The sequence below is a fragment of the Devosia salina genome (genome assembly GCF_019504385.1).
Lineage (GTDB): Bacteria > Pseudomonadota > Alphaproteobacteria > Rhizobiales > Devosiaceae > Devosia > Devosia salina.
The window spans coordinates 621,791-645,713 of sequence record NZ_CP080590.1 but is presented as its reverse complement, the minus strand read 5'-3'; the positions used below and the strand labels follow the sequence as shown (position 1 = coordinate 645,713).

The window sequence follows — 23,923 nt, the reverse complement described above, 5'->3', positions numbered from 1 at the left end:
ACCTTTGGGGCAAAGCTGTTGGGCCCGGCGACTGGTCGCCTTGGACGGGGTGTGACATAACGGGGCCGATGTCTCAAGATCGCCCGCTCAACAATGCCGAACTGCTCTCGGTGCTCGACTGGTATCGCGCCGCCGGGGTGGATCTGGCCGTGGTCGACGAGCCGGTCGATCGCTTTGCGCAAAAGCCCCCTGCCCCGACTGCCATGCCGCGCCCGACCGCGGGTGCGCAACCGGCCCCGGCAGCACCCTTGGCGCAGTCGCCCGGCCCCATTGGCGGCGACCCGAGCGAGGCCCGGCAATTGGCGGCCACGGCGCAATCGCTCGAACAATTGCGCGGCATCCTCGAAAACTACGATGGTTGCGGGCTGAAGTTCCGGGCGACGCAACTGGTCTTTGCCGACGGCAACCCCGAGGCGAAAATCATGCTGATCGGCGAGGCGCCGGGGGCCGAGGAGGACCGGCAGGGCAAGCCCTTTGTCGGGCGCTCGGGGCAATTGCTCGACCGCATGCTGGGCGCCATCGGGCTCGATCGCAACTCGGTCTATATCGTCAATACCGTGCCCTGGCGGCCGCCGGGCAATCGCACGCCGACGCCCGAGGAAATGGAATTGTGCCTGCCCTTCCTCAACCGGCAGGTGGAACTGGTGGCGCCCAGGCTGGTGATGACCCTGGGCGGCCCGGCCATGCAGACCGTGTTCAAGACCACCAATGGCATCATCAAGATGCGCGGCAAGTGGCAGGACGTGACCATCGGCTCACACCAGGTGCCCGCCCTGCCCACGCTGCATCCGGCCTATCTGCTGCGTAATCCGCCCGCCAAGCAGCAGGCGTGGAAGGACCTTCTGAGCTTCAAGGCCAGGATCGGCGCGCTGGGCCTGGGCTGAGCGGGACCGATGGGGGCTTTCCTAAGCAACCCCACGCGCTATGGTCGCGTTCGAGTGATTTGCAACGTTTCGACCATCAGCGAAGGCCCAAAGCGTCATGGCTTCCGTCATCAAGATCTATGCCCTGTTCCTGGGGTCTGCCCTGCTCATGTTCGGCGGCGGCCTGCAGGGGCTGCTGCTCTCGGTGCGCGGCGCCGAGGAGGAGTTCTCGCTCCTGGCGCTGGGCCTGATCGGCACGGGCTGGTCCGTGGGCTTCGTGGCCGGCTCGCTGTTCGTGCCGTTGATCGTGCGCAAGGTGGGCCATATCCGCGCCTATTCGGTCATGGCCGCCATCGGGACCGTCACCATTCTCCTCAATCTCCTGTGGATCAACGATATCGGCTGGATCATGCTGCGCGCGCTTTCCGGCTTCTGCTTTGCCGGCGCGGCGATGATCGTGGAGAGCTGGCTCAACGAGGTGGCCGACAATCGCAGCCGCGGCACGATCTTTTCGATCTATGTGACCATCAACATGGCCGCTTCGACGCTGGGGCAGATCGCCATGTCGGTGACCGGCACCGCCGGTTATTTGCCGTTTGTCATCGGCGCCATCAGCTTCATCTGCGCGGTGCTGCCCACGGCCCTCACTTCCAGCCCACAGCCCAAGCCGCTGCAATCGGCGCGGCTCGATCTCAAGCTGCTCTATCGCACTTCGCCGGTGGCAGCGATTGCGGCCTTTTCCTGCGGCATGGCCAATGGCGCCTTCGGCACGCTGGCGCCGGTCTATGGCTATGAGCAGGGTCTGGATGCGAGCGGCATTGCCTTGCTGTTCGCCGTGGCCGCCATTCTCGGTGCCGTGGCGCAGGTGCCGTTCGGACGGCTCTCGGACCGCATCGACCGAAGGCTGGTGCTGATCGGGCTGTCGGGGACCGCCGCGGTAGTCGGCGCGCTCACCGCGCTGATCAATCCCGGGGCCGGCTGGGGCATGTATGTGCTGTTTGCCGCCTATGGCTTTGCCGCCAACCCCATCTATGCCGTGGCCGTGGCCCATGCCAATGACTTTGCCCGCGATGGCGACTTCGCCAAGATTGCCGGGGGCATGCTGCTCATCCTCGGCGTGGGGCTGGCCATCGGCCCGGCCGTCGCCTCCCTCATCATGGGTGCCTGGCATCCGGTCGGCCTGTTCGTGGTTACCGCCACCTTCCACGGCGCTCTGGCTGGCACGGCCTATCTGCGCATGCGCGTGCGCAAGAGCCGTGACGCGGCCGAGCGGGCGCCGTTCCAGCCGATGAGCGACAAGCAGGTGACGCCGGAAAGCTTTGTTCTCGATCCGCGCGCTGATAGTGATGCCGACGATATTCCGGTTCAGCGCGAGGCGCCTGTACCGGACGAATTGATCGAAACGGCAGAGGACGGGCAGAATGTTCAAGACGGCAAGATTTGAGGACCGGGCGTTCAAGCCCCTGTCGATTGCCGTCATCGCCGTGTCCGACACACGGACGCTCGAAACCGATACCGGCGGGGCGCTGCTGAAATCGCTGCTGGAGGCCGATGGCCACAAATGTTTCGAGCGGCAGGTGGTGCGCGACGACATCCAACTGATCCGCGCGGCCGTGCAGGCCTATGTCGCCGATCCCAAGGTCGATGTCATCCTCACAACAGGCGGCACCGGCTTTTCCGGCCGCGACGTGACGCCCGAAGCCATCGAACCGCTGTTCGACAAGCGCATGGAAGGCTTTTCGGTGCTGTTCCACCAATATTCGGCGACCACCGTCGGCACGTCGTCGCTGCAGTCACGCGCCACGGCGGGATTGATCGGCACCACTTTCGTCTTCTGTCTGCCCGGCTCGCGCGGCGCCTGCCGCGATGCCTGGGAAGGCATCCTCACCCACCAGCTCGATTACCGGCACAAGCCGTGCAATTTCGTCGAGTTGATGCCCCGGCTCGACGAGCGATAGAGCGTTTTTGCGGTTCGAAAGCGCGACAGACAATGAGATAGAGACGAAAAAGGCGCCGGATTGCTCCGGCGCCTTTTCTTTTCGCGTCTGGTACGGGCTCAGTGCCCGCCATGTCCCGGCATGCCGCCTTCGGGCTTGCGGATGAAGAAGGCGGTGACCACGGCAAAGAGCGAGATGATCGCCCCGACCAGGAAGGCCGCACGGATGCCGCCGGCCAGGGCCTCGACGGGTACCACGCCTTCGGCAGCCAGGGCCGCAGTGCGGATGGTCATCAGCGCGATGAAGAGCGCAATGCCCGCCGCGCCGGCCAGCTGCTGGATCGAGCCCAGCACGGCCGAAGCATGCGAATAGAGCTCCATGCGCACCGAGCCCATGGACGAGGTGAAGACCGGTGTGAAGATCAGCGCCAGGCCGACGCTCAGCACCACGTGACCGGCCAGCAGCGCCCAGGGCGAGGTATCCTGCCCCACCATGGTCAGCGCCCAGAGCACCGCCGAGACCAGGATCGCACCGGGCACGGCCAGCACGGTCGGGCCGACGCGATCGAACAGACGCCCGACCACCGGGCCGAGCAGGCCCATGATGAGACCGCCGGGCAGCAGCAGCAGGCCGGTCTGCAGCGTATCGAGCCCAACCACGTTCTGGGTGTAGATGGGCAGCAGGATCACCGTGCCGAACAGCGCCATCATGGCGACCAGCATCATGGTCACCGAGACGGTGTAATTGCGCGACTGGAAGACGCGCAGGTCGAGCAGCGCCTTGTTGTCACGCTGCAGCACCAGCTGGCGCCACACGAAGACGGCCATGGCCACGACACCGACCGCGATCGGCACCCAGAGCGGAAGGGCAGTGGGCTCATCGGGATGGGCAAAGCTCTCGCCGAACCCGGACAGGCCATAGACCAGCCCGCCAAAGGCCAACGCCGAGAGCACCACGGACAGATAGTCCAGCGGCGCATAGCGCGGGGTGGAGACGTTGCGGATGCGGGTCGCGCCCAGCAGCAGCGCACCAAGAGCGATGGGCAGGGTGAAATAGAACATGAACCGCCAGTCGAAATTGGCGAGGATGAACCCGCCGATCGTCGGGCCGATGGCCGGAGCCACCGACATGACGATGGAGATATTGCCCATGGTCTTGCCGCGTGCCTCGGGCGGCACCAGCGTCATCACCGTGGTCATCAGCAGCGGCATCATGATGGCGGTACCGACCGCCTGGATGACGCGGCCCACGACCAGCAGTTCAAGGCCAGGCGAGAGCGCACAGACCAGCGTGCCGGCGGTGAAGATGGAAATCGCCAGCAGGAAGATCGGGCGCGTGTTGAGCCGCTGCAGCAGGAAGCCGGTGATCGGGATCACCACGGCCATGGTCAGGAGGAACGCGGTGGTCAGCCACTGGGCGGCGCTGGCGGCCACACCGAGATCGTTCATCAGATGCGGGATGGCGACGCTCATGATGGTTTCGTTGAGAAACACCACGAAGGTGGACACCAGCAGGATGGCGATGACCAGCCTGTTGCGTGCGGCATTGGCGGGATGGTGCGGCGCGCTTTCGGGCACGGCGGCGGCATCCATGGTGGCATCCATTGTCATCTCATATCCCTCGTAAAAAACAGCGTGTCGCCCATGCGACGGTGCGGGCCGTCAGCTTTCGACACGGGGTTTCCGAATTTTCTGCGACAGAGACTGTCAGCAGCAAAAAGTGATTTGCGACCGCGCCACTCCCCAACGAGAGAGGGGCGGATAGGCGTCATCTAAAAAAGCGCAGGGCCGGGCTGAGCGCGGTTCTCTACGCCCGCGAGAGGCGTTCGTAAAGTCTTGTAATGCATGGGCGTCATGCCGATATCAGGTTCAACACGGCGCGGCGGCGCTTGTATGTTCTTGTTCTGTTCCTATCTTGCTGATAGCATTTGCAGGCGTTGGAGGAAAGCCGATTCTCCTTCCGCGCCTTGCCAGGAGACAGGACAATGGCCCTCTATCAGGCCCCCTCTTTCGAAGCCCTCGAACGCTTGAGCCGCAGCCGCGACGCCGATCTGGCGCGGCGCGAACTGGTGCAGCCCGACCGCATTCGCGGACGCGGCGCCCAGACCAATCGCTCAGGCCGCTTCGAGGTGCATCAGCGCGACAGCTTCGACGATGGCTGGGGCAGCGTCGAGCCGATGCCGGTGTTCGAAACCATCGAACATGTCGAGCGCGCCAAGACCATCATCACCACCAATGACAGCCCGGATATCGGGTTCGAGCGCTCGATCAACGCCTATCGCGGCTGCGAGCATGGCTGCTCATATTGTTTCGCCCGGCCGACCCATGCCTATCTCGGGCATTCGGCGGGGATCGATTTCGAACGCGACATCTATGTCAAGGCCAATGCCGTGGAGGCGCTGCGCGCCGAACTGGCGGCCCGGAACTACCGGCCCAAGCCCATCGCCATGGGCACCAATACGGACCCCTACCAGCCGGCCGAGCGCACGCACAAGCTGACCCGCGGCATCCTCGAGGTGATGCTGGAAACTCGCCATCCGGTGATGATCACCACCAAGTCGGCGCTGATCATTCGCGACCTCGATCTTCTCACCGAACTGGCCAAGCTTGGGCTGGTCAAGGTGGCGCTGTCGGTCACCTCGATGGACCATAAGCTCAGCCGCAAGATGGAGCCACGTGCGTCCTCGCCGGCGCGGCGGCTCGAAGCGATCCGGCTGCTTTCCGAGGCCGGCGTGCCCACCGCCATCTTTGCCTCGCCGATGATCCCGGCCATCAACGACATGGAGCTCGAACGCATCCTCGATGCCGGCAAGGCCCAGGGCGCCATCAGCGCCTCGATGATCCTCCTGCGTCTGCCCGGAGAGGTGCGCGACGTGTTTCGCGAATGGCTGCTCCGGCATTTCCCCGACCGGGTGCGCCATGTGCTCTCGCTGGTGCGGGACACCAGAGGCGGCAAGGATTACGACTCGCGCTGGGGCACGCGCATGACCGGGGAAGGTCCCTATGCGACGCTGTTGCGCCAGCGCTTCGAAAAGGCCCGTGAACGCTATGGGCTCGACGCCAAGCTGCCGCCGCTGCGCGCCGATCTGTTCGAGGCACCCAAGGTCGACAGTCCGCAGATGAGCCTGTTCTAGCGGCGTTTCACCATTCTCTGGACTCGCGGCTCCTTGGCCTCCCTCCCCCTTGAGGGGAGGGTAGCAAAGCTCGGCCCATTGGGCCGTAGCGGTGCTGGGGTGGGGGTGACTCAGCGAAGAACCGATAGACCCCCCACCCTCATTCCCTCCCCTCAAGGGGGAGGGAGGCGATGGAACCGCGCGCCTGAGTTTGAAATGCTCCAGAGGTTCCCGCGAGCAGGCTAATACTGCGCCACCTTGCGGGCATAGGTCGCCATGAAATCGAGCGAGGCCAGCACGCCGCGCAGGGACAGCCAGGTCTTGACCGGCTCGTCCTGTCCGGCAAGCGGCACCGAGAGGGTCACCGCATTGCGCTCCTTCATCGTCTCGATGATGGAATCGCGCTGGACGGGATCGGCGATAAAGAACTGGTTGATGGTGTTGAACCGGGTTTCGATGCCGGTGCCCATGGCGAGGCTGATGGGTGGCTCGCCACCGAATTGCAGCGTGATCGGCCGGGCCGGGTCATATTCGCCCCGATCGGGCGAAACAGTGATGGCCAGGTCCAGCGTGCCATCGAGCCGGTTGCGGATCAGCGTCAGCTTATAGGCCGGCAGATTGGCGCCGTTCAGCTCCTGGCTGCCGGTGCTGGCAAAGCACGAATAGCCATAAAAGTCGCCCGCGTCCTCGTTGATGGCATCGGGGCAGGCCGCCAGCCAGTCGCGATTATACTCACGCCATTCGCCATAGGGATGATGGAAGGGTTCGGCCGAAACGGCACCGGTCAGCAGCAGAAATGCCGCCAGGCTGGTTGCTTTGCGCATCAAAGTCTCTCTCGCCTTTGCCCCCCGGCTGAGACTCTTGTATCAGCACAAGCGTGACGACGAACAGGGGATACCTTCATTCCGACACGGTCGGGATCCAGTCAGTGGGTTGATCGACCGAAGGCGAAGGGGAAGACGGACCGCGATGACGACACAGATCATCAACGGGATCACGGTGTATTTCGTTTCCCACGAGGGAAGCCATCTCAGTGCCGAACAGGATGCACTCGATCTGCTGGGCGAAATCTATGGCACGGAAGCGGAAATGCTCGTGGTGCCGGCGGAGCGCTTCGCCCCGGGCTTCTTCGATCTCAGCACGCGACAGGCCGGTCACTTCTTCCAGAAGCTGCAAAACTATCAGATGCGGCTCGCCATCCTTGGCGATATCTCGCAGCACCTGGCGACGAGCAAGGCGCTGCGCGATTTCGTCGGCGAGACCAACAGGGTCGGCCACCATATCTTCGCATCGGACCAGGCGGCGCTCGAGGCCGGACTGGCGCGGGGGCGCTAGCGATGGCGCGCAAGGCCAAGGCGATGGAGGCGACGGCGGAGCTCTTCGCCCCCGAGGCCGAATTTCCCGACTTCAGCCATGAGGCCATGCTCATGGCCCGCGGCGCCCGCCTGGTGGCCGGGGTGGACGAGGCCGGGCGCGGTCCGTTGGCCGGGCCGGTGGTTGTCGCCGCCGTGCGGCTCGATCCCGAACGCATCCCCGAGGGTCTCAACGATTCCAAGAAGCTGACGGCCGAGCGCCGCGAAGCGCTGTTCGACCAGATCCTTGCCACGGCCGAGGTCGCGATCGTCTCGGCGCCGCCCAGCGACATTGTCGCGCTCAATATTCGTGGCGCGACGCTCGCGGCCATGGCGCGGGCGGTCCAGGCCCTGCCCCACAGGGTCGACCGGGTGCTGGTGGATGGCCGCGACGTGCCGCCGGACCTGCCCTGCCCCGGCATTGCGCTGATCGGCGGGGACGGGCGCAGCGTTTCCATTGCCGCAGCCTCGATCGTGGCCAAGGTGATGCGCGACCGCATGTGCGAAATCATGGATTGCGATGCGCCCCATTTCGGCTTTGCCGGCCACAAGGGCTATGGCACCGCCGCCCATCTTGCGGCGCTGGACCTGCATGGCCCGTGCCGTCATCACCGCGCGGAATTCGCCCCGATTGCGGCGCTGCTGGTGCGCCGGACCGTCGTCGAAGTCATCGGTTAACCCCTCGCTAACCCCTTGCGAACGCTCCATTAACCCGTGGCCGATATAACGGGCTTGTTAGTACTGCGTTAGGGTTAAGTGCATGTTGCGTACCGCGCGTACGGCCCGTAAGGCCGATGCGGAAAGGGAGGCCACGCGCCTTCCGATCGATACTATCCTTGTGGGCGATTGCATCGACCACATGAATAGTTTGCCGGCCGGCTCCATCGATCTCATTTTCGCAGATCCCCCCTATAATCTGCAGCTGGAACAGGGTCTCACCCGCCCCGACCAATCAAAGGTCGATGCGGTCGATGATGATTGGGACAAGTTCGACAGCTTCGCCCATTACGACGAATTCACCCGCGCCTGGATGGCGGCGGCCAGGCGGCTGCTGAAGCCCGACGGGGCCATGTGGGTGATCGGGTCCTATCACAACATCTTCCGCGTCGGCACGGTGCTGCAGGACCTTGGGTTCTGGATGCTCAACGACATTGTCTGGCGCAAGGCCAATCCAATGCCCAATTTCCGCGGCACGCGCTTTACCAATGCGCATGAGACGCTGATCTGGGCCGCCAGGAGCCAGAAAAGCCGCGTCACCTTCAATTATGAAGCCATGAAGCTGGCCAATGACGACACGCAGATGCGGTCCGACTGGCTGTTTCCCATCTGCACCGGATCGGAGCGGCTCAAGGGCGAGGATGATGGCAAGCTCCATCCCACCCAGAAGCCCGAAGCGCTGCTGTTCCGCATTCTCAATGCCACGACGAAGCCGGGCGATATCGTGCTCGACCCGTTCTTCGGCACGGGCACGACCGGCGCAGTGGCCCGCAAGCTGGGACGCCACTTCATCGGCATCGAGCGCGAGGCCGACTATATTGCCGGCGCCCGCCAGCGCATCGCCACCATTCGCCCCGGCGTTTTCGAGGCGCTGCAATCGGTGACGCCCAAGCGCAAGGAAGCCCGCATTCCCTTCGGCTCGCTGGTCGAGCAGGGGGTTCTCGACGTCGGCACGCAACTCTTCGACGCCGGCCGGCGTTACTCTGCCATGGTTCGTGCAGACGGCTCGCTCGTCTCGGGTCCACACCAGGGGTCGATCCACAAGGTCGGCGCGCTGGTCCAGGGCGCCGAGTCATGCAACGGGTGGACCTTCTGGCACCACGAACAATCGGGACGAATGGAGCCGATCGACGTGCTTCGGGCCGACATTCGTCAAAAACTTGATTTGCTTTCTGCCTGATCCTGACCTCCAATCAACTCTCAGGCTCTAAAACTGGCCGCCGGGCAAACCGGCGGCCTTTTTGTTTGTCGCGACAGACATCGGTCGGCCAAAGACGCAGTGGACCCGGTCAGTCCAGCCCCGCCGCCGCCAGCACCTTCCGGAACAGCGTCGGCAATGCCTCGCCACCGAGCGCTTCGGGCGCGGCCCACCAGCCCGTCTCCAGTCCATCCGGCGCGACCACGGCCGACCACACGTCCAGCTCCAGCCGGAAATGGGTGAACACATGCACAACCTGGCCGCGGTGACGCCAGTCGGCGACCAAAGGAAAGGCAGGATCGCCCGATAGTTCGCCCCAGTCCGAGGTCGGCACTTCGGTCATGCCGGCGAGGAGGCCCTTGGCAGGGCGGGATTGCAGATAGACGTCGCCCGCCGCGTCCTGCATCACGAAGGCATGGCCCCGGCGCACCGGCCGTTCGGCCTTTTGCGGCTTGATCGGGTAGCGCGTCGGCTCACCCTCCCGCCGCGCCTCGCAGCCATCGTGCAGCGGGCACACCAGGCACATGGCGGCGCGCGGCGCGCAGATGGTGGCGCCCAGGTCCATCATGGCCTGGGCAAAGTCCCCGGCCCGCTCGGGCACGGCCAGTTGCAGCGCGCCGCGCAAGGCCTCCTTGGCCTCGCGCACCGGCACCTTCAGCGCATAATAGCGCGCCAGCACCCGGTCGAGGTTGCCGTCGAGCACGGCCACGCGCTCATCGAAGCAGATGGCAGCGATGGCCGCGCTGGTATAGGCGCCGATGCCGGGCAAAGCCTGCAGCCCGGCGGCCGTATCGGGAAAGATGCCGGCATGGTCGCGCACCACCGCCTGGGCGCAGGCGTGCAGGTTTCGCGCGCGGGCATAATAGCCGAGCCCGGCCCATTCGCGCAGCACGCTGTCGAGCGGCGCCGCAGCAAGGTCGTGCACACGCGGCCAGAGAGCCGTGAAGCGCAGGAAATAGGCCTTCACCGCCGCCACCGTGGTCTGCTGCAGCATGATCTCGCTCAACCAGACCCGATAGGGATCGGGGCGGAGACCGGCGCGGCGATCGGCCGGCGAGACGCGCCAGGGCAGCTCGCGGGCATGGTGGTCATACCAGGCGAGCACGGCCGCGGAATCGATGGGGTGCGGATTGGCGAGGGGCATGGGTGCGGGGATAGCGTCTTAGGTCTCGATTGGGCAAGGGCGTGATGGCCGCGCGGTTGCCGATCACCCCACCCTCAATCCCTCCCCATCAAGGGGAGGGAGGCGCAGGTCCGCAACGCCAGTGTTCATCGTCTCCCTCCCCCTTGTGGGCTTCGACCCGTCCCGAAGGGCAAACCTCTCCAGCGGAGAGGTTTGAGGAGAGAAGGACCAAGGGTGGGGGTACCTTGCCACCGCCCGCAGGCGGCGCTACTCCAGCCATATGCCCAAGGACGAGCTGCCAGAACCGAAACGCCGCAACAGGACGCTGTCGGTCGCCGACGCGCTTTCGGGCGCGCTCGATCCGGTCTTGAAGAAGCGCGGCTTTGCCGGGCGGGACATTATCGCCCAGTGGCGGCACATCGCCCCCCGGCCGTTTGACGAGACCACCTTGCCGGACAAATTGAGCTGGCCGCGCGGCGAGCGCAGTGCCGAGGGCGCGACGCTCTATCTGCGCTGCGCGCCCGGACAGGCCCTCTTCGCCCAGCACGAGGCGCCGGCCATTGCCGCCGCGGTCAACCGCTATTTCGGCTATCTGCTGGTCAATGATGTCAGATTGTCGGCAGAGCCATTCACCCCCGGTTCAGGCCGGACCGTGCAAAAACCCCATCAACCGAGCCAGAGCGATATCGCAAAGGTCGGCAAAGCGACCGAAATGGTCGAAGATGACGATCTGCGGGAAGCGTTGCAGGCCCTCGGGCTGGCGCTCTCCGGCAGGTCCAGCAAGAAGCGGGGCTGACCCGTTCACCCCCAAGTGATGGCGATGCCCACTTGCCGACACCATCCCCATGTGTAGTGTCGCGCAGCATAAAATATTCAGGAGCCTCAGACGTGAAGTTCAACCGCCGCGAGACCATCATCCTAGCCGCCGCCGCGTCCGCCGTCAGCCTTTCCGGCCTTGCCAGCGCGCAGGCTGCCGAGGGAGACATGGTCGATGTCGCCAAGCTCATGGCTCCGGCCGGTGACCTCACCGACAAGGCCGAGGGCAATCCCGATGCGCCCGTCACCGTGATCGAATATGCCTCGCCGACCTGCCCGCACTGCGCGGCCTTCCACAACAATGTCTATGAGGCGTTCAAGGAAGCCTATGTCGATACCGGCAAGGTGCGGTTCATCCTGCGCCCCTTCGCCCGCAATGCGCTCGACGCGGCGATTTTCCTCCTCGCCGAAGCGGCCGGTGAAGAAAACTACCACAATGTCATCGCCACCTATTTCAAGTCCCAGAACGAGTGGGGCATGTCCGAAAAGCCGCGCGATGCGATCTTCGCGGTGGCCCAGCAGCTCGGTTTTACCGAGGAAAGCTTCTCCACTGCCTTGACGAATCAGCAGGTGTTCGAGGGGATTGAAGCCCAGAGAACCCAGGCTCTCGATGAGTTCGGGCTGACGGGGACGCCGACATTCTATGTCAACGGCAAGACGCTTTCGGGGGACAAGACGCTCGAGCAGCTCGCTGCCGAGATCGACCCGCTCGTGCCCGCCGACTTCGTGGCGCCCGCCGCAGCTGCAGAACCTGCCGCCGACGCCATGGCCCCTGCAACCGACGCAATGGCCCCGGGCAATGAAATGGCCCCGGCCACCGACACAATGGCACCCGCGACCGACACCATGGCCCCGGCCAACGAGATGGCGCCTGCCAACTAAGTCTGCTTCTGGGCGGGTGAACTCATGAAGTTCTCCCGCCTCAAGCTGCACGGCTTCAAATCCTTCTGCGATGAAACCGTGCTCGTCATGGAGCCCGGCCTCACCGGCATTGTCGGGCCCAATGGCTGCGGCAAGTCGAACCTGGTCGAGGCCATGCGCTGGGTCATGGGCGAAAGCTCCTACAAGGCCATGCGCGCCTCGGGCATGGATGACGTGATCTTTTCGGGCTCCGGCAATCGCCCGGCGCGCAACAGTGCCGAAGTCACCCTCGTCCTCGACAATGCCGATCGCACGGCGCCGGCCGCTCTCAACACCGCCGATGTGCTCGAAGTCACCCGCCGCATCGAGCGCGAGGCCGGGTCGGTCTATCGCGTCAATGGCAAGGAAGTGCGCGCCCGCGACGTGCAATTGCTGTTTGCCGATGCCTCGACCGGTGCGCATTCGCCCGCCATGGTGCGCCAGGGGCAGATCGGCGAACTGATCGCGGCCAAGCCGACGGCTCGCCGGGCCCTGCTCGAGGAGGCCGCCGGCATTTCAGGCCTGCATTCGCGCCGCCATGAGGCCGAATTGCGCCTGCGCGCCGCCGAGGGCAATCTCGAACGCGTTGATGATGTGATCGCCCAGGTCGAAAGCCAGCTTGAAACGCTCAAGCGCCAGGCGCGGCTGGCGACGCGCTATCGCGGCCTTTCCGGCGATATCCGCCGGGCCGAGGCGACGCTCTATCACATCCGCTGGGTCGCCGCCCGCGTGGCAGAAAAAGAGACCGAGGCGGCCCAGGCAGTCCTGATCCGCCAGTTGGCCGATGCCACCCATGCCGAACTCGCCGCGCAAAAGGCGGCCGAGGCGGCCGAGGCAGCCCTGACGCCGCTGCGCGAGCGCGAAGCGGTGACCGGCGCGGTGCTGCAGCGCTATACGATCCTTAGCGAACAACTGGCTGAAGAAGCCCGCCGGATCAGCCAGCGCCGCGCGGAACTGGAAGACCGGTTGCGCCAGATCGCGGCCGATGGCAGCCGCGAACGCGAATTGGTGACCGAGGCCGAGGCGACCCTGGCCGCCTATGCCGCCGAACAGGCGCAACTGGTTGCCGAGCAGGAGGCCGCGCAGGCCGAATTCGATGCCGCGCGCGTTGAGGCCGATACGGCCAGGGCCGCAGTGGCCGAAGCCGATGCCGCCACGCGCGAAGCCGCCGACGCGCTGGCGCAATTGCGCGCCCGACGGAGCCAGGCGGAACGCAACCTGGCCGACGCCCGCAACCGCCATGCGCGCCTGGCCCAGCAACTGGCCGAGGTGGAGGCCGACCGCGCCCGCGTCGAGGCAGCGCTGGCGGCGGACGAAACGCTGAGCCTCCGCCGGGTGGCTCTCGAGGCGGCGCAGAGCGAAACCGTCGCTACCGAAGCGGCCGCATTGGGTGCGGAGGAAGAAGCCGGCGCTGCCCAGGCCAGGCTCGATGCGGCCCGCCCGCGCCTTGCCGAGCTCGAAGCCCTGGTAACGCGGCTCGAAGCCGAGGCCTCGACACTTGGCAAGATGCTCAATACCGGTGCGAGCCTCTGGCCGGCAGTGGTGGACGAGCTGTCGGTGGAGCCCGGCTATGAAACCGCCCTCGGCGCCGCTTTGGGCGACGATCTCGAAGCCTCGTCCGATGCCGGGGCGCCCATGCACTGGTCCATCGCCATCGATGGCTATGACGACCCCGCCCTGCCGCAGGGCGCCGAGCCGCTTTCCCGCCATGTCACCGGTACGCCGCTGCTGAAGCGCCGGCTGGACCAGATCGGCCTGGTCGATGCGGTGGACGGCCCGGCCTTGATGAAGGCACTCAAGCCCGGGCAGCGCCTGGTGACGCTCGAAGGCGCGCTCTGGCGCTGGGACGGATTTGTCGCCGCCGCCGACGCCCCCAGCGCCGCCGCCCAACGCCTGGCGCAGCGCAATCGCCTGGCCGAGCTGGATGAAGAAATCCTGCGCGCCAAGGCGGAACGCAATGGCTGGAAGCGCGATGTCGATGCGCTGGTTGCGGCGCTCGACGCGGCGCGGCAGGCCGAGCGCGAAAGGCGCGAAGCCTGGCGCCGGGCCCAGCATGCCATCGGCGCCGCCCAGGCCGAACTCGACAAGGCGCAACGCGCCATGGGCGACCTCACCACCCGCCGCTCGACCCTGGAAGAGGCACAGGCGCGGCTGGCCGCCAGCCTGACCGAGGCGACCGGCATGCAGGTGGAAGCCGAAGCCTTGCTGGCCGGAACCGGCGAGGAAACCGAGATGGCAGCGGCCGCCGCCGCGGGCCAGCAGCGATTGACCGCCCTTCGCGACAGGGCCGATCAGGCGCGTCTCAAGCTCTCGACCGTCGAATCGGCGGCGCGCATGCGCAATGCCCGCCTCGACCAGCTCGGGCGCGACAGTGCCGCCTGGCAGCGGCGACGCGACGGGGCTCAGGGACAATTGGCAACGCTCGACCAGCGCATGGCCGAGGTGCAGACCCAGCTTTCCGGGCTGGCCGAAGCGCCGGATGGGTTTGCCAGCAAGAAGGCCCAGCTCGACGAGCAGATCGAAACGGCAAAGGCGGAACACCAGGCGGCCGGCGATCGGCTCAATCAGGCCCAGAGTGCCTGGCGCGAAGCGGACCGTGCCCATAAGGCGGCCGGCGACGCGCTCAACGCGGTACGCATCGAACTCACCCGTATCGAGGAGCGCCTGAAAGGCGCCATCGCCCAACGCCAGCAGATCGAACGGCAGGTCGAGGAATCGCTGGGTATTCCTGCAGCGAAAACGCTCGAGGCCTCGGGCATCCGCCCCGAAGAGCCCCTGCCCAACGAGCAGGCCACCGAACACAGGCTCGAGCGGCTCAAGGCCGAGCGCGAGCGGCTGGGCGGCGTCAATCTCTCGGCGGAGAAGGAGGCCGAGGAGGTCCAGGAGAAGCTGGACACCATGGTGCGCGACCGCGACGACATCATCGAGGCCATCGCCAAGCTGCGTGGCGGCATTGCCTCGCTCAATCGCGAAGGCCGCGCCCGCCTCAACGAGGCCTTTGGCAAGGTCAATGCGCATTTCCAGGAGCTGTTCACCACCCTGTTTGGCGGTGGCACGGCGGAATTGAGCTTCGTGGAGAGCGATGACCCGCTCGAAGCCGGGCTCGAAATCATCGCCCGCCCGCCGGGCAAGAAGCCGCAGACCATGACGCTGCTGTCGGGCGGCGAACAGGCGCTGACGGCAATGAGCCTGATCTTTGCGGTGTTCCTCACAAACCCCGCGCCGATCTGCGTGCTCGACGAAGTGGATGCACCGCTCGACGACGCCAATGTCGAGCGCTTCTGCAATCTGCTCGACAGCATGCGCCAGCGCACCAATACCCGCTTCATGGTCATCACCCACAATCCGATCACCATGAGCCGGGTCGATCGCCTGTTCGGCGTCACCATGGCCGAGCGCGGCGTTTCCCAGCTGGTCTCGGTGGACCTGACGACCGCAGAAAGTTTCCGGGAAGCGGGCTAGAATCCCCTGCCCCCGGCCTGACTCTGCCACCGCTGTGGTGTGGACAGCATGCCGCACCCCTGCGACAACCTGAATAAACATTTCGAAACAATAACTTAGACCTTTTCCACGCGCCTTGACACCTTTTGGGGCCACCACTATGTTGCGCGCGACTTAAAAGGGCGCCCCGAAACAGGGGAATTTGGCCGGCCAAGGGGAGCAGCGGATGACCAATTCGCCGGACGACCAGGGCCAGCCAGACAGCGCCCGGGGGGTGACGCACGATCTTGCATCGCGTATCGCCTCTGCCAAGCGGGAGCGCGAGCGGGAGGACAACAGATCCGCCCGAGATGCTTCCCCGGAGATGAGTGGTCTGGCGCGCGGCATGCGCATCGGTACCGAGTTCATCGCCGCGGTCCTGGTGGGTGCCGGTCTCGGCTATCTCATCGACCTTGGCCTGGGAACCAGCCCCTGGGGCTTGCTCATCCTGCTGTTGATGGGCTTTGCCGCTGGAATCCTGAACGTCATCCGCGTGGTGACGGAAATGAATGCCGCCTCGCCTGCCCCGAAGGGTGCCGATCTCGGACCCGACGCGGAAGACGAAGAGCGGGACGAGAATTGATGACGCTTAGAGGGCTCCATGGCCGGTACTGACCCGATCCACCAGTTTGTCATCACTGACATCTTCGAGCTGTTCACCCTGGGCGGTGACGGCACCGAAGGGTCGGGCACGACCTTCGCCTTCACCAATTCAGCCCTGTTCATGGTGCTGACGGTGGCGACGATCACCCTGTTCCTGCTGCTCTCGACCTCGGGCAAGAAGCTCGTTCCCACCCGGGCCCAGCTCACGGCCGAACTGCTCTACGAGTTCGTGGCCGGCATGGTCAGAAGCTCCGCCGGCACGGCCGGCATGAAGTTCTTCCCGCTGGTGTTCAGCCTCTTCACCTTTATCCTGTTCGCCAACATGTTTGGCATGGTGCCGTATTTCTTCACCGTCACCAGCCACATCATCGTCACCTTCGCGCTCTCGATGATGGTGTTCCTGACGGTCATCATCTATGGCTTCGTCAAGAACGGCCCGAAATTCCTCAAGCTCTTCGTGCCCGCCGGTGTGCCGGGCTATATCCTTCCCATCGTGACGCCGATCGAGGTCATTTCCTTCCTCTCGCGTCCCATCAGCCTCTCGGTCCGTCTGTTCGGCAACATCCTTGCCGGTCACATCACCCTCAAGGTCTTCACCGGCTTTGCGGTCATGATGATTGCGGGCCTTGGCGCTTTCGGCTGGGCCGCCGCTATCCTGCCCCTGCTGATGGCAATCGCCCTTACGGGCCTCGAGTTTCTCGTCGGTGCAGTCCAGGCCTATGTCTTCGCGGTCCTGACCTGCATGTATCTCAACGACGCGATCCACCCGTCCCACTAACCACCCCTTCCCGGTGGATGACCCACCGGAACCCAAAAGTCGCTTGAAAGGACATTAAAATGGAAGCTGAAGCCGCAAAGTTCATCGGTGCCGGTATTGCCACCTTCGGTATGGCTGGTGCCGCCCTGGGCGTGGCCAACATCTTCGGCAACTTCCTCTCGGGTGCCCTGCGCAACCCGTCGGCTGCCCCGAGCCAGTTCGGTAACCTGATCTTCGGCTTCGCCGTGACCGAAGCTCTGGGCATCTTCTCGTTCCTGGTTGCCCTGATCCTGCTGTTCGTCGCCTAAGACGTTCGTGCACAGCATTGCCGCAGCCGGACCCCAGGTTCGGCTGCGCGCCCTTCTCCGGCCGTCGGCCGGTTGACCGGATTTAACGGGACCTCGACCAGATGGTAACGCAAGCCTACGCTCAAGAAGCGGCACCCCCGGCAGACGACCACGGCACTCCTGCCGCTGGCGCCACCGATGCAACGCATGTCGAGGACGGCGTTCACGCCGATCCGACCGCGGACACGCATGCAACGACCGAAGCGCATGGCGATGCCGGCCATTCGGACGTCTTCCCGCCCTTCGACCCGGCCACTTTCCCCAGCCAGTTGCTCTGGCTCGCCATTACCTTTGGCGCGCTCTATCTGCTGATGAGCAAGCTGGCCCTGCCCCGCATCGGCGGCATCCTGGAAAACCGCAAGACGCTGATCGATGCCGATCTGGCGGCTGCCGACGCGGATCGCCAGAAGACCGACGCGGCCATTGCCGCCTATGAAAAGGCGCTGGCGGAAGCCAAGGCCAAGGCTCAGGGCATTGCCAACGAGTCCCGTGAGGCCATCAAGGCCGATCTGGCTGCCAAGCGGTCTGCCGCCGAAGCCGACCTTTCGGCCAAGGTCACCGCCGCCGAGGCCAGCATTGCCAAGACCAAGGCCGAGGCTCTCACTCATGTCGACGAAATCGCTGCCGAAACGGCCCAGGCCGTGGTTGGCCAGCTCGTCGGCGACGTTCCGGCCGACAGCGTCCGCGCTGCCGTTGCCAAGGTTAAGGGGTAAGCGCCATGGCTGAATGGATGGACAACAGCTTCTTCGCCTTTGTCGCGCTGGTCGTCTTTGTTGGCCTGGTGCTCTATTTCGGCGTCCATCGCATCATCGCCAAGATGCTCGATGGCAAGATCAAGCAGATCGAAACCGATATCGCCGAGGCCAAGCGCCTGCGCGATGAGGCCGCTGCTCTACTGGTCGAATACGAACAGAAGCGCGTCGCCGCCGAAAAGGAAGCCGAAGGCATCGTCGCCGCTGCCAAGGAAGAGGCCGAGCGCCTGACCGTGGAAGCCCAGGCCTCGCTGGCCGACCTCGTCGCTCGCCGCACCGCTGCGGTGGAAGACAAGATTGCCCAGGCCGAAGCCCAGGCCGTCGCCGAAGTGCGCGCCCGCTCGGCGGACATCGCCATCGAGGCCGCCCGCTCGGTGCTGGCCGACCAGATGGGCAAGCAAGGTGGCAAGGTCATCGACGCCGCCATCGCCGATGTCGGCAGCAAGCTGAACTGATCCGGTTCGAAATCGAATGACAAAGGCGGGCAGCGATGCCCGCCTTTTTTGTTTGGTCGCTCGCTTTTCTTCGCCTTGCAGCAACCGGTGCGCTCTAGCAAAATAGCTCTCACAGCACGTGATCGATCAACTGAGGTCTAGTCGGTGACGCTCCTAATTCAGAAAATCGACGAGGCACTGGCCCAACTCTCGATGCCGCTCACGCCTGCGCAGGTACAGTGCGGTTGGACCAAGAACGCGAAGATAGCGGCTATTCAGTATTTGACAGAGGTCCGCGAGAACTCTCGAAGTGCAGTACCTTACGACATCGTCAGGACTCTGGATTCCTGCGGAGTTTTCGGCGGCGATCTGCACTGTAGGATCGCAGAAATCTCCAACTTGGCGGACACGACATCCTAATGCGGCTTTTGCCGGCGCGGTAGCCTAGACAGAAAAACTGACGCCGGAGCGACTCTCAGGTAACCAATGCTTACGAACATCATCGATCATCGCAGACGGCCATACCGATGGGCGGCGATCACCGCGATTGTTGAAGCCACTAGTCATGACAATTCTGTCCCCGATGCCGACCAAGCCACGCGCGGTGAGCACGACACCGTCTATGACGAAATGCCCGTTGGTTCTCTCGCCGAGGCGATAGCCTGGGCCGATAGCTTTCCCGGACAGACCACGCTTTACCTTTACGACTTGGGTGATGGAGTGGCCTGACTGAAACTCCGATCTTGTGCCTGCCGGCTCACTCGCCCACCAAGACACATTTCATCGATGTAGAGTCACGCACCGAGATTGACGCCCCGGTGAATCTCCACCATGGTGCGCTCGACTGCGGGAGAGACTGGCCTTGGCGCCAGCGCCGAAGGAGCAACCGCCCCGGAAACTCTCAGGCCAACGGACCGCAGTCAGGTCAAACACTCTGGAAAGCAGGCTTGATAGCCTCTCCGAAGGAGCAACCGGCGCTCAGCCGGGAAATCTCTCAGGGCAAGGACAGAGGGGGCACGCATTTTCCGCCATAGGGCGGAGCCTTGTCGTGTCGCCTTTGAACCCGAGTGGTGCCCATGGCCGAAGCCAGTTCCGAAGACCTCAAGCAAACCCCGCTCTATGAGCGTCATGTAACGGCCGGTGGCCGCATCGTGCCGTTCGGCGGCTATGCGCTCCCCGTGCAATATCCCAGCGGCATCATGGCCGAGCACAAATGGACCCGCGAACAGGCGGGCCTGTTCGATGTCAGCCATATGGGCCCGAGCTTTCTCAGCCTCAACGCCCCCAGCGGCGACCCGGAGGCGGACCACGCCGCGATCGCCGCCGTGATCGAGCCCCTGATCTGTGGCGACATTGCCGGCTTGAAGCCCGGACAGATGCGCTACACGCTGCTGCTCAACGACAAGGGCGGCGCTATTGACGACCTCATGGTCGGCCGGCTCGCCGACAGCCCCGGCACGCTTTATGTCGTGGTCAATGCCGGAACCAAGGACGGTGACTTCGCGCTGATCGCGGCGGCCGCTGGTGACAAGGCCGACCTGCGGCGCGTGGACGATGACGGTCTCCTGGCCCTACAAGGGCCAGAAGCCGTCGATGTCATGGCGACGCTGGTTCCCGACGCCACCCAGCTGGGCTTCATGCAGGTGCGTGAATTCGACTGGAATGGCGTGCCCGTTACCATTTCCCGCTCCGGCTATACCGGCGAGGACGGGTTCGAAATTCTTGTGTCCAACCACATGGCCGTGGCGCTGTGGGATGAATTGCTGGTCGATCCTCGCGTCAAGCCCATCGGCCTGGGCGCACGCGACAGCCTCCGACTCGAAGCGGGCCTGCCGCTCTACGGCCACGACCTCGACGAAACCACCTCCCCCATCGAAGCCGATCTCGGCTTTGCCGTCTCCAAGCGCCGCCGCGAAGCCGCCGACTTCCCGGGCGCCAGCCGCATCCTGGCCGAGCGCGAGGGCAAGCTTGCCCGCAAGCGTGTCGGCCTGATCGTCGACGGCGCTCCCGCCCGTGAAGGCGCCGAAATCCTCGATGCATCCGGCACGGCCATTGGCGTCGTCACCAGCGGCGGCTTTGCGCCCTCGTTGGGGAAGGCCATTGCGCTGGGCTTTGTCCCGCCCGACCATGCCGCCATCGGCAACAAGCTTCAGGTCTCGGTGCGCGGCCGCGCCCAGCCGGCCGAGATCGTGCCCACCCCGTTCGTCCCCCATCGCTATTTCCGCAAGTCAGCCTGAGGCCCTTCCCATGACCACCAAGTTCACCCCCGATCACGAATATATCCGCGTCGACGGCACCACCGGCGTTGTCGGCATTACCAATTATGCCCAGGAGCAGCTGGGTGACATCGTCTTTGTCGAACTGCCCAGCGTGGGCAAGGTGCTCAAGAAGGGCGACGAGGCCGCCGTGGTCGAAAGCGTCAAGGCCGCCTCGGAAATCTACGCCCCCGTGGCGGGCACCGTGACTGAGGTCAATGAGGCGCTGACCGGCGAACCGGGCCTCGTCAACGCCGACCCCGAAGCGGGCGGCTGGATGTTCAAGATCGCCATTGCCGATGCTGGCGAGGTCGATGGCCTTCTCGATGACGCGGCCTATGCGGATCTGACGAAATAATCATGCGCTACCTTCCCCATTCCGACCACGAACGCGCCGACATGCTCGGCGTGATCGGCGCCAGCGATATCGACGCGCTGTTCTCCGCCGTGCCGAAATCGGCGCTGAAGAGCTTCGAGCTCGACCTGCCCGCCCACAGCCCCGAATTCCTGGTCGAGGCGCATATGCGTGCCCTTGCCAACCAGAACCACGCGGCGGGCGATGGCCCGTTCTTTGTCGGTGCCGGCGCCTATCGCCATCACGTGCCGGCCACGGTCGATCACTTGATCCAGCGGTCCGAATGGCTGACGGCCTATACGCCCTATCAGCCGGAAATCTCGCAGGGCACCCTGCAGATGCTGTTCGAATTCCAGACCCAGGTGGCCAAGATCACCGGCATGGATGTGGCCAACGCTTCGCTCTATGACGGCTCGACCGGCACCGCCGAGGCGGTGCTGATGGCCCGGCGCCTCACCCGCCGCAACAAGATCGTGCTCTCTGGTGGCCTGCACCCGCATTATCGTGACGTGGTCAAAGCCTATCTCAAGGACGACCCGCATCTCGAATGCCTCTCCCCCTCGCCCGAGGGCCAGGGCGACATTCTCGACCATATCGACAGCGACACCGCCGCCATCGTCATCCAGACCCCGGATTTCTACGGCCATCTGCGCAATGTCGAGGCGGCAGCCGAAGCCGCCCATGCCAAGGGCGCGCTGCTGATCGTGGTCATCACCGAAGTGGTGTCGCTGGGGCTTCTGGAGGCTCCCGGTGCGCTGGGCGCCGATATCGTGGTGGCCGAGGGCCAGTCCATCGGCAATGCGCTCAATTTCGGCGGGCCGTATCTGGGGCTGATGGCGACCAAGAAGGAATTCATCCGCCAGATGCCGGGCCGGCTCTGCGGGGAGACCGTCGATGCCGACGGCAATCGCGGCTTCGTGCTGACCCTGTCCACCCGCGAGCAGCATATCCGCCGCGAAAAGGCGACGTCCAACATCTGCACCAATTCGGGTCTCTGCGCCCTGGCCTTCTCGATCCATATGGGTCTTCTGGGCGAGGCGGGCTTCGTCCGGTTGGCGCGGCTCAACCACGCCAACGCGATTCTGCTGGCCGATGCGCTCGAGGGCGTGCCGGGCGTCACGGTCCTCAACAAGACCTTCTTCAACGAGATGACCATTCGCGTCACCCAGCCGGCCGCCGCCCTTGTCGAACGGCTCGCCCAGCGCGGCATCCTGGCCGGCGTCCCGGCCGGCCGTCTCCTCCCCGGTGATCCGGAGGTCGAGAACCTCATCATCCTGGCGGCGACCGAGTTGACCACCGAGGGCGACATCGCGGCCCTCTGCGCCGCGCTGACGGAGGAACTGGCATGAGCATGAACAATCAAGGCCGCCCCACGGGCGTGGGCACTGCCGGCACCTCGGCCTCCGGCTCTGCCTTGCTGCCCGATGAGCCGCTGCTGTTCGAAATCGGCGACACCGAGCATTCCGGCGTCGATCTGCCTGAGGTCAAACTCGCTGCAGACCGTCTCGGCGGCTTTGCCCGCAAGAGCAAGCTCGATCTCGCCGGTCTCACCGAGCCCGAGGCGATGCGCCATTATGTGCGCCTTTCGCGCCTCAACCATTCGATCGACAGCGGCATGTATCCGTTGGGTTCGTGCACGATGAAGCACAATCCGCGCCTCAACGAGAAGATGGCGCGGCTGCCCGGCTTTGCCGATATCCACCCGCTGCAGCCGGTCTCGACCGTGCAGGGGGCGCTGGAGCTGATGAACCAGCTGTCCTACTGGCTGATGACGCTCACCAACACGGCCGCCGTCGCCCTGTCGCCCAAGGCGGGCGCCCATGGCGAACTGCTCGGTATGATGGCCATCAAGGCCGCACAGGAGGCCAAGGGCGAGGCACATCGCACCATCGTGCTCGTTCCCGAAAGCGCCCATGGCACCAATCCGGCGACCGCGGCCTTCCTCGGCTACACCGTCAAGCCGATCCCGGCCCGCACCGACGGGACGGTAGACGTGCAGGCGGTCAAGGACGCGCTGTCGCCCGAAGTCGCGGCCATCATGCTGACCAATCCGAACACCTGTGGGCTGTTCGAGCCGCAGGTGATCGAGATTGCTCAGGCCGTGCATGATGCGGGTGCGTTCTTCTACTGCGACGGCGCCAATTTCAACGCCATCATGGGCGTGGTCCGTCCGGGTGACCTCGGCATCGATGCCATGCACATCAACCTCCACAAGACCTTCTCGACGCCACATGGCGGCGGCGGGCCGGGCGCAGGCCCGGTCGTGCTGTCCGAGGCGCTGGCACCCTTCGCGCCGGTCCCCTTTGTCCGCAAGGGTACCGAGGGGCTGGAGTTCGTCGAACATATCGAGGGCAATGCCCTGGGCCGCGTCACCGCCTTCCACGGACAGATGGGCATGTATGTGCGCGCCCTGACCTATATGCTGAGCCACGGCGCCGACGGGCTGGCCCAGGCGGCCCAGGATGCGGTGCTCAACGCCAATTACGTCAAGGCGCGGCTACAGCACCTGTTCTCGGTGCCCTTCCCCGACTATCCGACCATGCATGAGGCGCTGTTCGACGACAGCTTCCTCAAGGGTACGGATGTCACCACGCTCGATTTCGCCAAGGCGCTGATCGACGAGGGCTTCCACCCCATGACCATGTATTTCCCGCTGGTCGTGCATGGCGCCATGCTCATCGAGCCCACCGAGAGCGAGAGCAAGCAAACGCTGGATCGCTTCTGCGATGTCATGGCCGAGCTCGCGACCGAAGCAAAGTCGGGCAATGCCGAGCGCTTCACAGCCGCGCCGATGAAGGCGCCACGACGGCGCCTCGACGAGACCCGGGCTGCCCGCCAGCCCATCCTCAAATGGGAACAGCCGGCCGATCTGCCCAAGGCGGCCGAATAAAGCAAAAAGGCCCGGAGCGCGCTCCGGGCCTT

Annotated in this window: 23 protein-coding genes and 1 riboswitch; of the genes, 20 read left to right on the top strand and 3 right to left on the bottom strand. The window is 64.9% G+C overall.

The genetic code is table 11. From position 1 onward, the window contains the following. The first annotated feature begins 68 nt into the window (after positions 1–68). The 3 genes from K1X15_RS03155 (at position 69) to moaB (ending at position 2,821) form a co-directional block, all read left to right on the top strand. Entirely contained in the window at positions 69–884 is an 816-nt protein-coding gene (locus K1X15_RS03155) for a uracil-DNA glycosylase (protein ID WP_220306040.1), read from the top strand. 97 nt (positions 885–981) lie between these two features. After that, complete coding sequence (locus K1X15_RS03150; RefSeq protein ID WP_220306039.1) at positions 982–2,307, top strand: MFS transporter; 1,326 nt, start codon at positions 982–984, stop codon at positions 2,305–2,307. Continuing rightward, positions 2,285–2,821, top strand: coding sequence for a molybdenum cofactor biosynthesis protein B (moaB, locus tag K1X15_RS03145; protein WP_220306038.1), 537 nt, complete (start codon positions 2,285–2,287; stop codon positions 2,819–2,821). Before K1X15_RS03150 ends, moaB begins: the two co-directional genes overlap by 23 nt. A 98-nt stretch (positions 2,822–2,919) precedes the next feature. Here the strand turns inward: moaB and K1X15_RS03140 are convergent, their stop codons facing one another. Next, a complete protein-coding gene (locus K1X15_RS03140; RefSeq protein ID WP_240549646.1) occupies positions 2,920–4,404 on the bottom strand; it encodes an MDR family MFS transporter in 1,485 nt (494 codons plus the stop codon). A gap of 380 nt (positions 4,405–4,784) precedes the next feature. Between K1X15_RS03140 and K1X15_RS03135 the strand changes: the two genes are divergently transcribed. Then, on the top strand, positions 4,785–5,933 hold the full coding sequence (locus K1X15_RS03135) for a PA0069 family radical SAM protein (RefSeq protein ID WP_220306036.1): 1,149 nt from the start codon (positions 4,785–4,787) through the stop codon (positions 5,931–5,933). 221 nt (positions 5,934–6,154) lie between these two features. Here the strand turns inward: K1X15_RS03135 and K1X15_RS03130 are convergent, their stop codons facing one another. Continuing rightward, positions 6,155–6,736 carry a hypothetical protein gene (locus K1X15_RS03130; RefSeq protein WP_220306035.1) on the bottom strand — a complete coding sequence of 194 codons (582 nt, stop codon included), beginning with the start codon at positions 6,734–6,736 and terminating at the stop codon, positions 6,155–6,157. Between the two features lie 145 nt (positions 6,737–6,881). Here K1X15_RS03130 and K1X15_RS03125 point away from each other — a divergent pair, with 145 nt between their 5' ends. The 3 genes from K1X15_RS03125 (at position 6,882) to K1X15_RS03115 (ending at position 9,161) form a co-directional block, all read left to right on the top strand. Further along, entirely contained in the window at positions 6,882–7,247 is a 366-nt protein-coding gene (locus K1X15_RS03125; RefSeq protein WP_220306034.1) for a DUF4180 domain-containing protein, read from the top strand. Between the two features lie 2 nt (positions 7,248–7,249). Further along, positions 7,250–7,942, top strand: coding sequence for a ribonuclease HII (locus K1X15_RS03120; RefSeq protein ID WP_420828361.1), 693 nt, complete (start codon positions 7,250–7,252; stop codon positions 7,940–7,942). A gap of 82 nt (positions 7,943–8,024) precedes the next feature. Next, the gene (locus tag K1X15_RS03115; RefSeq protein WP_220306033.1) at positions 8,025–9,161 is read left to right on the top strand and encodes a site-specific DNA-methyltransferase; all 1,137 of its coding nucleotides are present in this window, start codon (positions 8,025–8,027) and stop codon (positions 9,159–9,161) included. A gap of 109 nt (positions 9,162–9,270) precedes the next feature. Here the strand turns inward: K1X15_RS03115 and mutY are convergent, their stop codons facing one another. Next, positions 9,271–10,323: an A/G-specific adenine glycosylase gene (gene mutY, locus K1X15_RS03110; protein ID WP_240549645.1), complete on the bottom strand. Its 1,053-nt coding sequence runs from the start codon at positions 10,321–10,323 to the stop codon at positions 9,271–9,273. A gap of 259 nt (positions 10,324–10,582) precedes the next feature. Between mutY and K1X15_RS03105 the strand changes: the two genes are divergently transcribed. From K1X15_RS03105 to gcvPB, 13 genes are all read left to right on the top strand, one after another. Continuing rightward, positions 10,583–11,098 (top strand): DUF721 domain-containing protein, encoded by a 516-nt coding sequence (locus tag K1X15_RS03105; protein ID WP_220306032.1) that lies wholly within the window; start codon positions 10,583–10,585, stop codon positions 11,096–11,098. A 92-nt stretch (positions 11,099–11,190) separates the two neighbouring features. Further along, positions 11,191–12,000 (top strand): thioredoxin domain-containing protein, encoded by an 810-nt coding sequence (locus K1X15_RS03100; protein ID WP_220306031.1) that lies wholly within the window; start codon positions 11,191–11,193, stop codon positions 11,998–12,000. 24 nt (positions 12,001–12,024) lie between these two features. Continuing rightward, on the top strand, positions 12,025–15,480 hold the full coding sequence (locus K1X15_RS03095) for a chromosome segregation SMC family protein (protein ID WP_220306030.1): 3,456 nt from the start codon (positions 12,025–12,027) through the stop codon (positions 15,478–15,480). A gap of 205 nt (positions 15,481–15,685) precedes the next feature. After that, positions 15,686–16,081: an AtpZ/AtpI family protein gene (locus tag K1X15_RS03090; protein WP_240549644.1), complete on the top strand. Its 396-nt coding sequence runs from the start codon at positions 15,686–15,688 to the stop codon at positions 16,079–16,081. Between the two features lie 18 nt (positions 16,082–16,099). Further along, the gene (locus K1X15_RS03085) at positions 16,100–16,879 is read left to right on the top strand and encodes a F0F1 ATP synthase subunit A (RefSeq protein ID WP_220306029.1); all 780 of its coding nucleotides are present in this window, start codon (positions 16,100–16,102) and stop codon (positions 16,877–16,879) included. A gap of 59 nt (positions 16,880–16,938) precedes the next feature. After that, positions 16,939–17,166 carry a F0F1 ATP synthase subunit C gene (locus K1X15_RS03080; protein WP_067459640.1) on the top strand — a complete coding sequence of 76 codons (228 nt, stop codon included), beginning with the start codon at positions 16,939–16,941 and terminating at the stop codon, positions 17,164–17,166. Positions 17,167–17,267: 101 nt separating this feature from the next. Further along, positions 17,268–17,918, top strand: coding sequence for a F0F1 ATP synthase subunit B (locus tag K1X15_RS03075; RefSeq protein WP_220306028.1), 651 nt, complete (start codon positions 17,268–17,270; stop codon positions 17,916–17,918). A gap of 5 nt (positions 17,919–17,923) precedes the next feature. Then, positions 17,924–18,412: a F0F1 ATP synthase subunit B family protein gene (locus tag K1X15_RS03070; RefSeq protein WP_240549643.1), complete on the top strand. Its 489-nt coding sequence runs from the start codon at positions 17,924–17,926 to the stop codon at positions 18,410–18,412. A gap of 465 nt (positions 18,413–18,877) precedes the next feature. Next, positions 18,878–19,120 (top strand): hypothetical protein, encoded by a 243-nt coding sequence (locus K1X15_RS03065; protein ID WP_220306027.1) that lies wholly within the window; start codon positions 18,878–18,880, stop codon positions 19,118–19,120. 108 nt (positions 19,121–19,228) lie between these two features. Beyond that, positions 19,229–19,318, top strand: a riboswitch (glycine riboswitch). Between the two features lie 149 nt (positions 19,319–19,467). After that, entirely contained in the window at positions 19,468–20,628 is a 1,161-nt protein-coding gene (gene gcvT, locus K1X15_RS03060) for a glycine cleavage system aminomethyltransferase GcvT (protein ID WP_220306026.1), read from the top strand. Positions 20,629–20,638: 10 nt separating this feature from the next. Next, the gene (gene gcvH / locus K1X15_RS03055; RefSeq protein ID WP_220306025.1) at positions 20,639–21,004 is read left to right on the top strand and encodes a glycine cleavage system protein GcvH; all 366 of its coding nucleotides are present in this window, start codon (positions 20,639–20,641) and stop codon (positions 21,002–21,004) included. A gap of 2 nt (positions 21,005–21,006) precedes the next feature. Beyond that, the gene (gene gcvPA, locus K1X15_RS03050; protein WP_220306024.1) at positions 21,007–22,350 is read left to right on the top strand and encodes an aminomethyl-transferring glycine dehydrogenase subunit GcvPA; all 1,344 of its coding nucleotides are present in this window, start codon (positions 21,007–21,009) and stop codon (positions 22,348–22,350) included. Further along, positions 22,347–23,891: an aminomethyl-transferring glycine dehydrogenase subunit GcvPB gene (gene gcvPB / locus K1X15_RS03045; RefSeq protein ID WP_220306023.1), complete on the top strand. Its 1,545-nt coding sequence runs from the start codon at positions 22,347–22,349 to the stop codon at positions 23,889–23,891. The genes gcvPA and gcvPB overlap by 4 nt, the downstream gene beginning before the upstream one ends. The last annotated feature ends 32 nt before the right edge of the window (positions 23,892–23,923 follow it).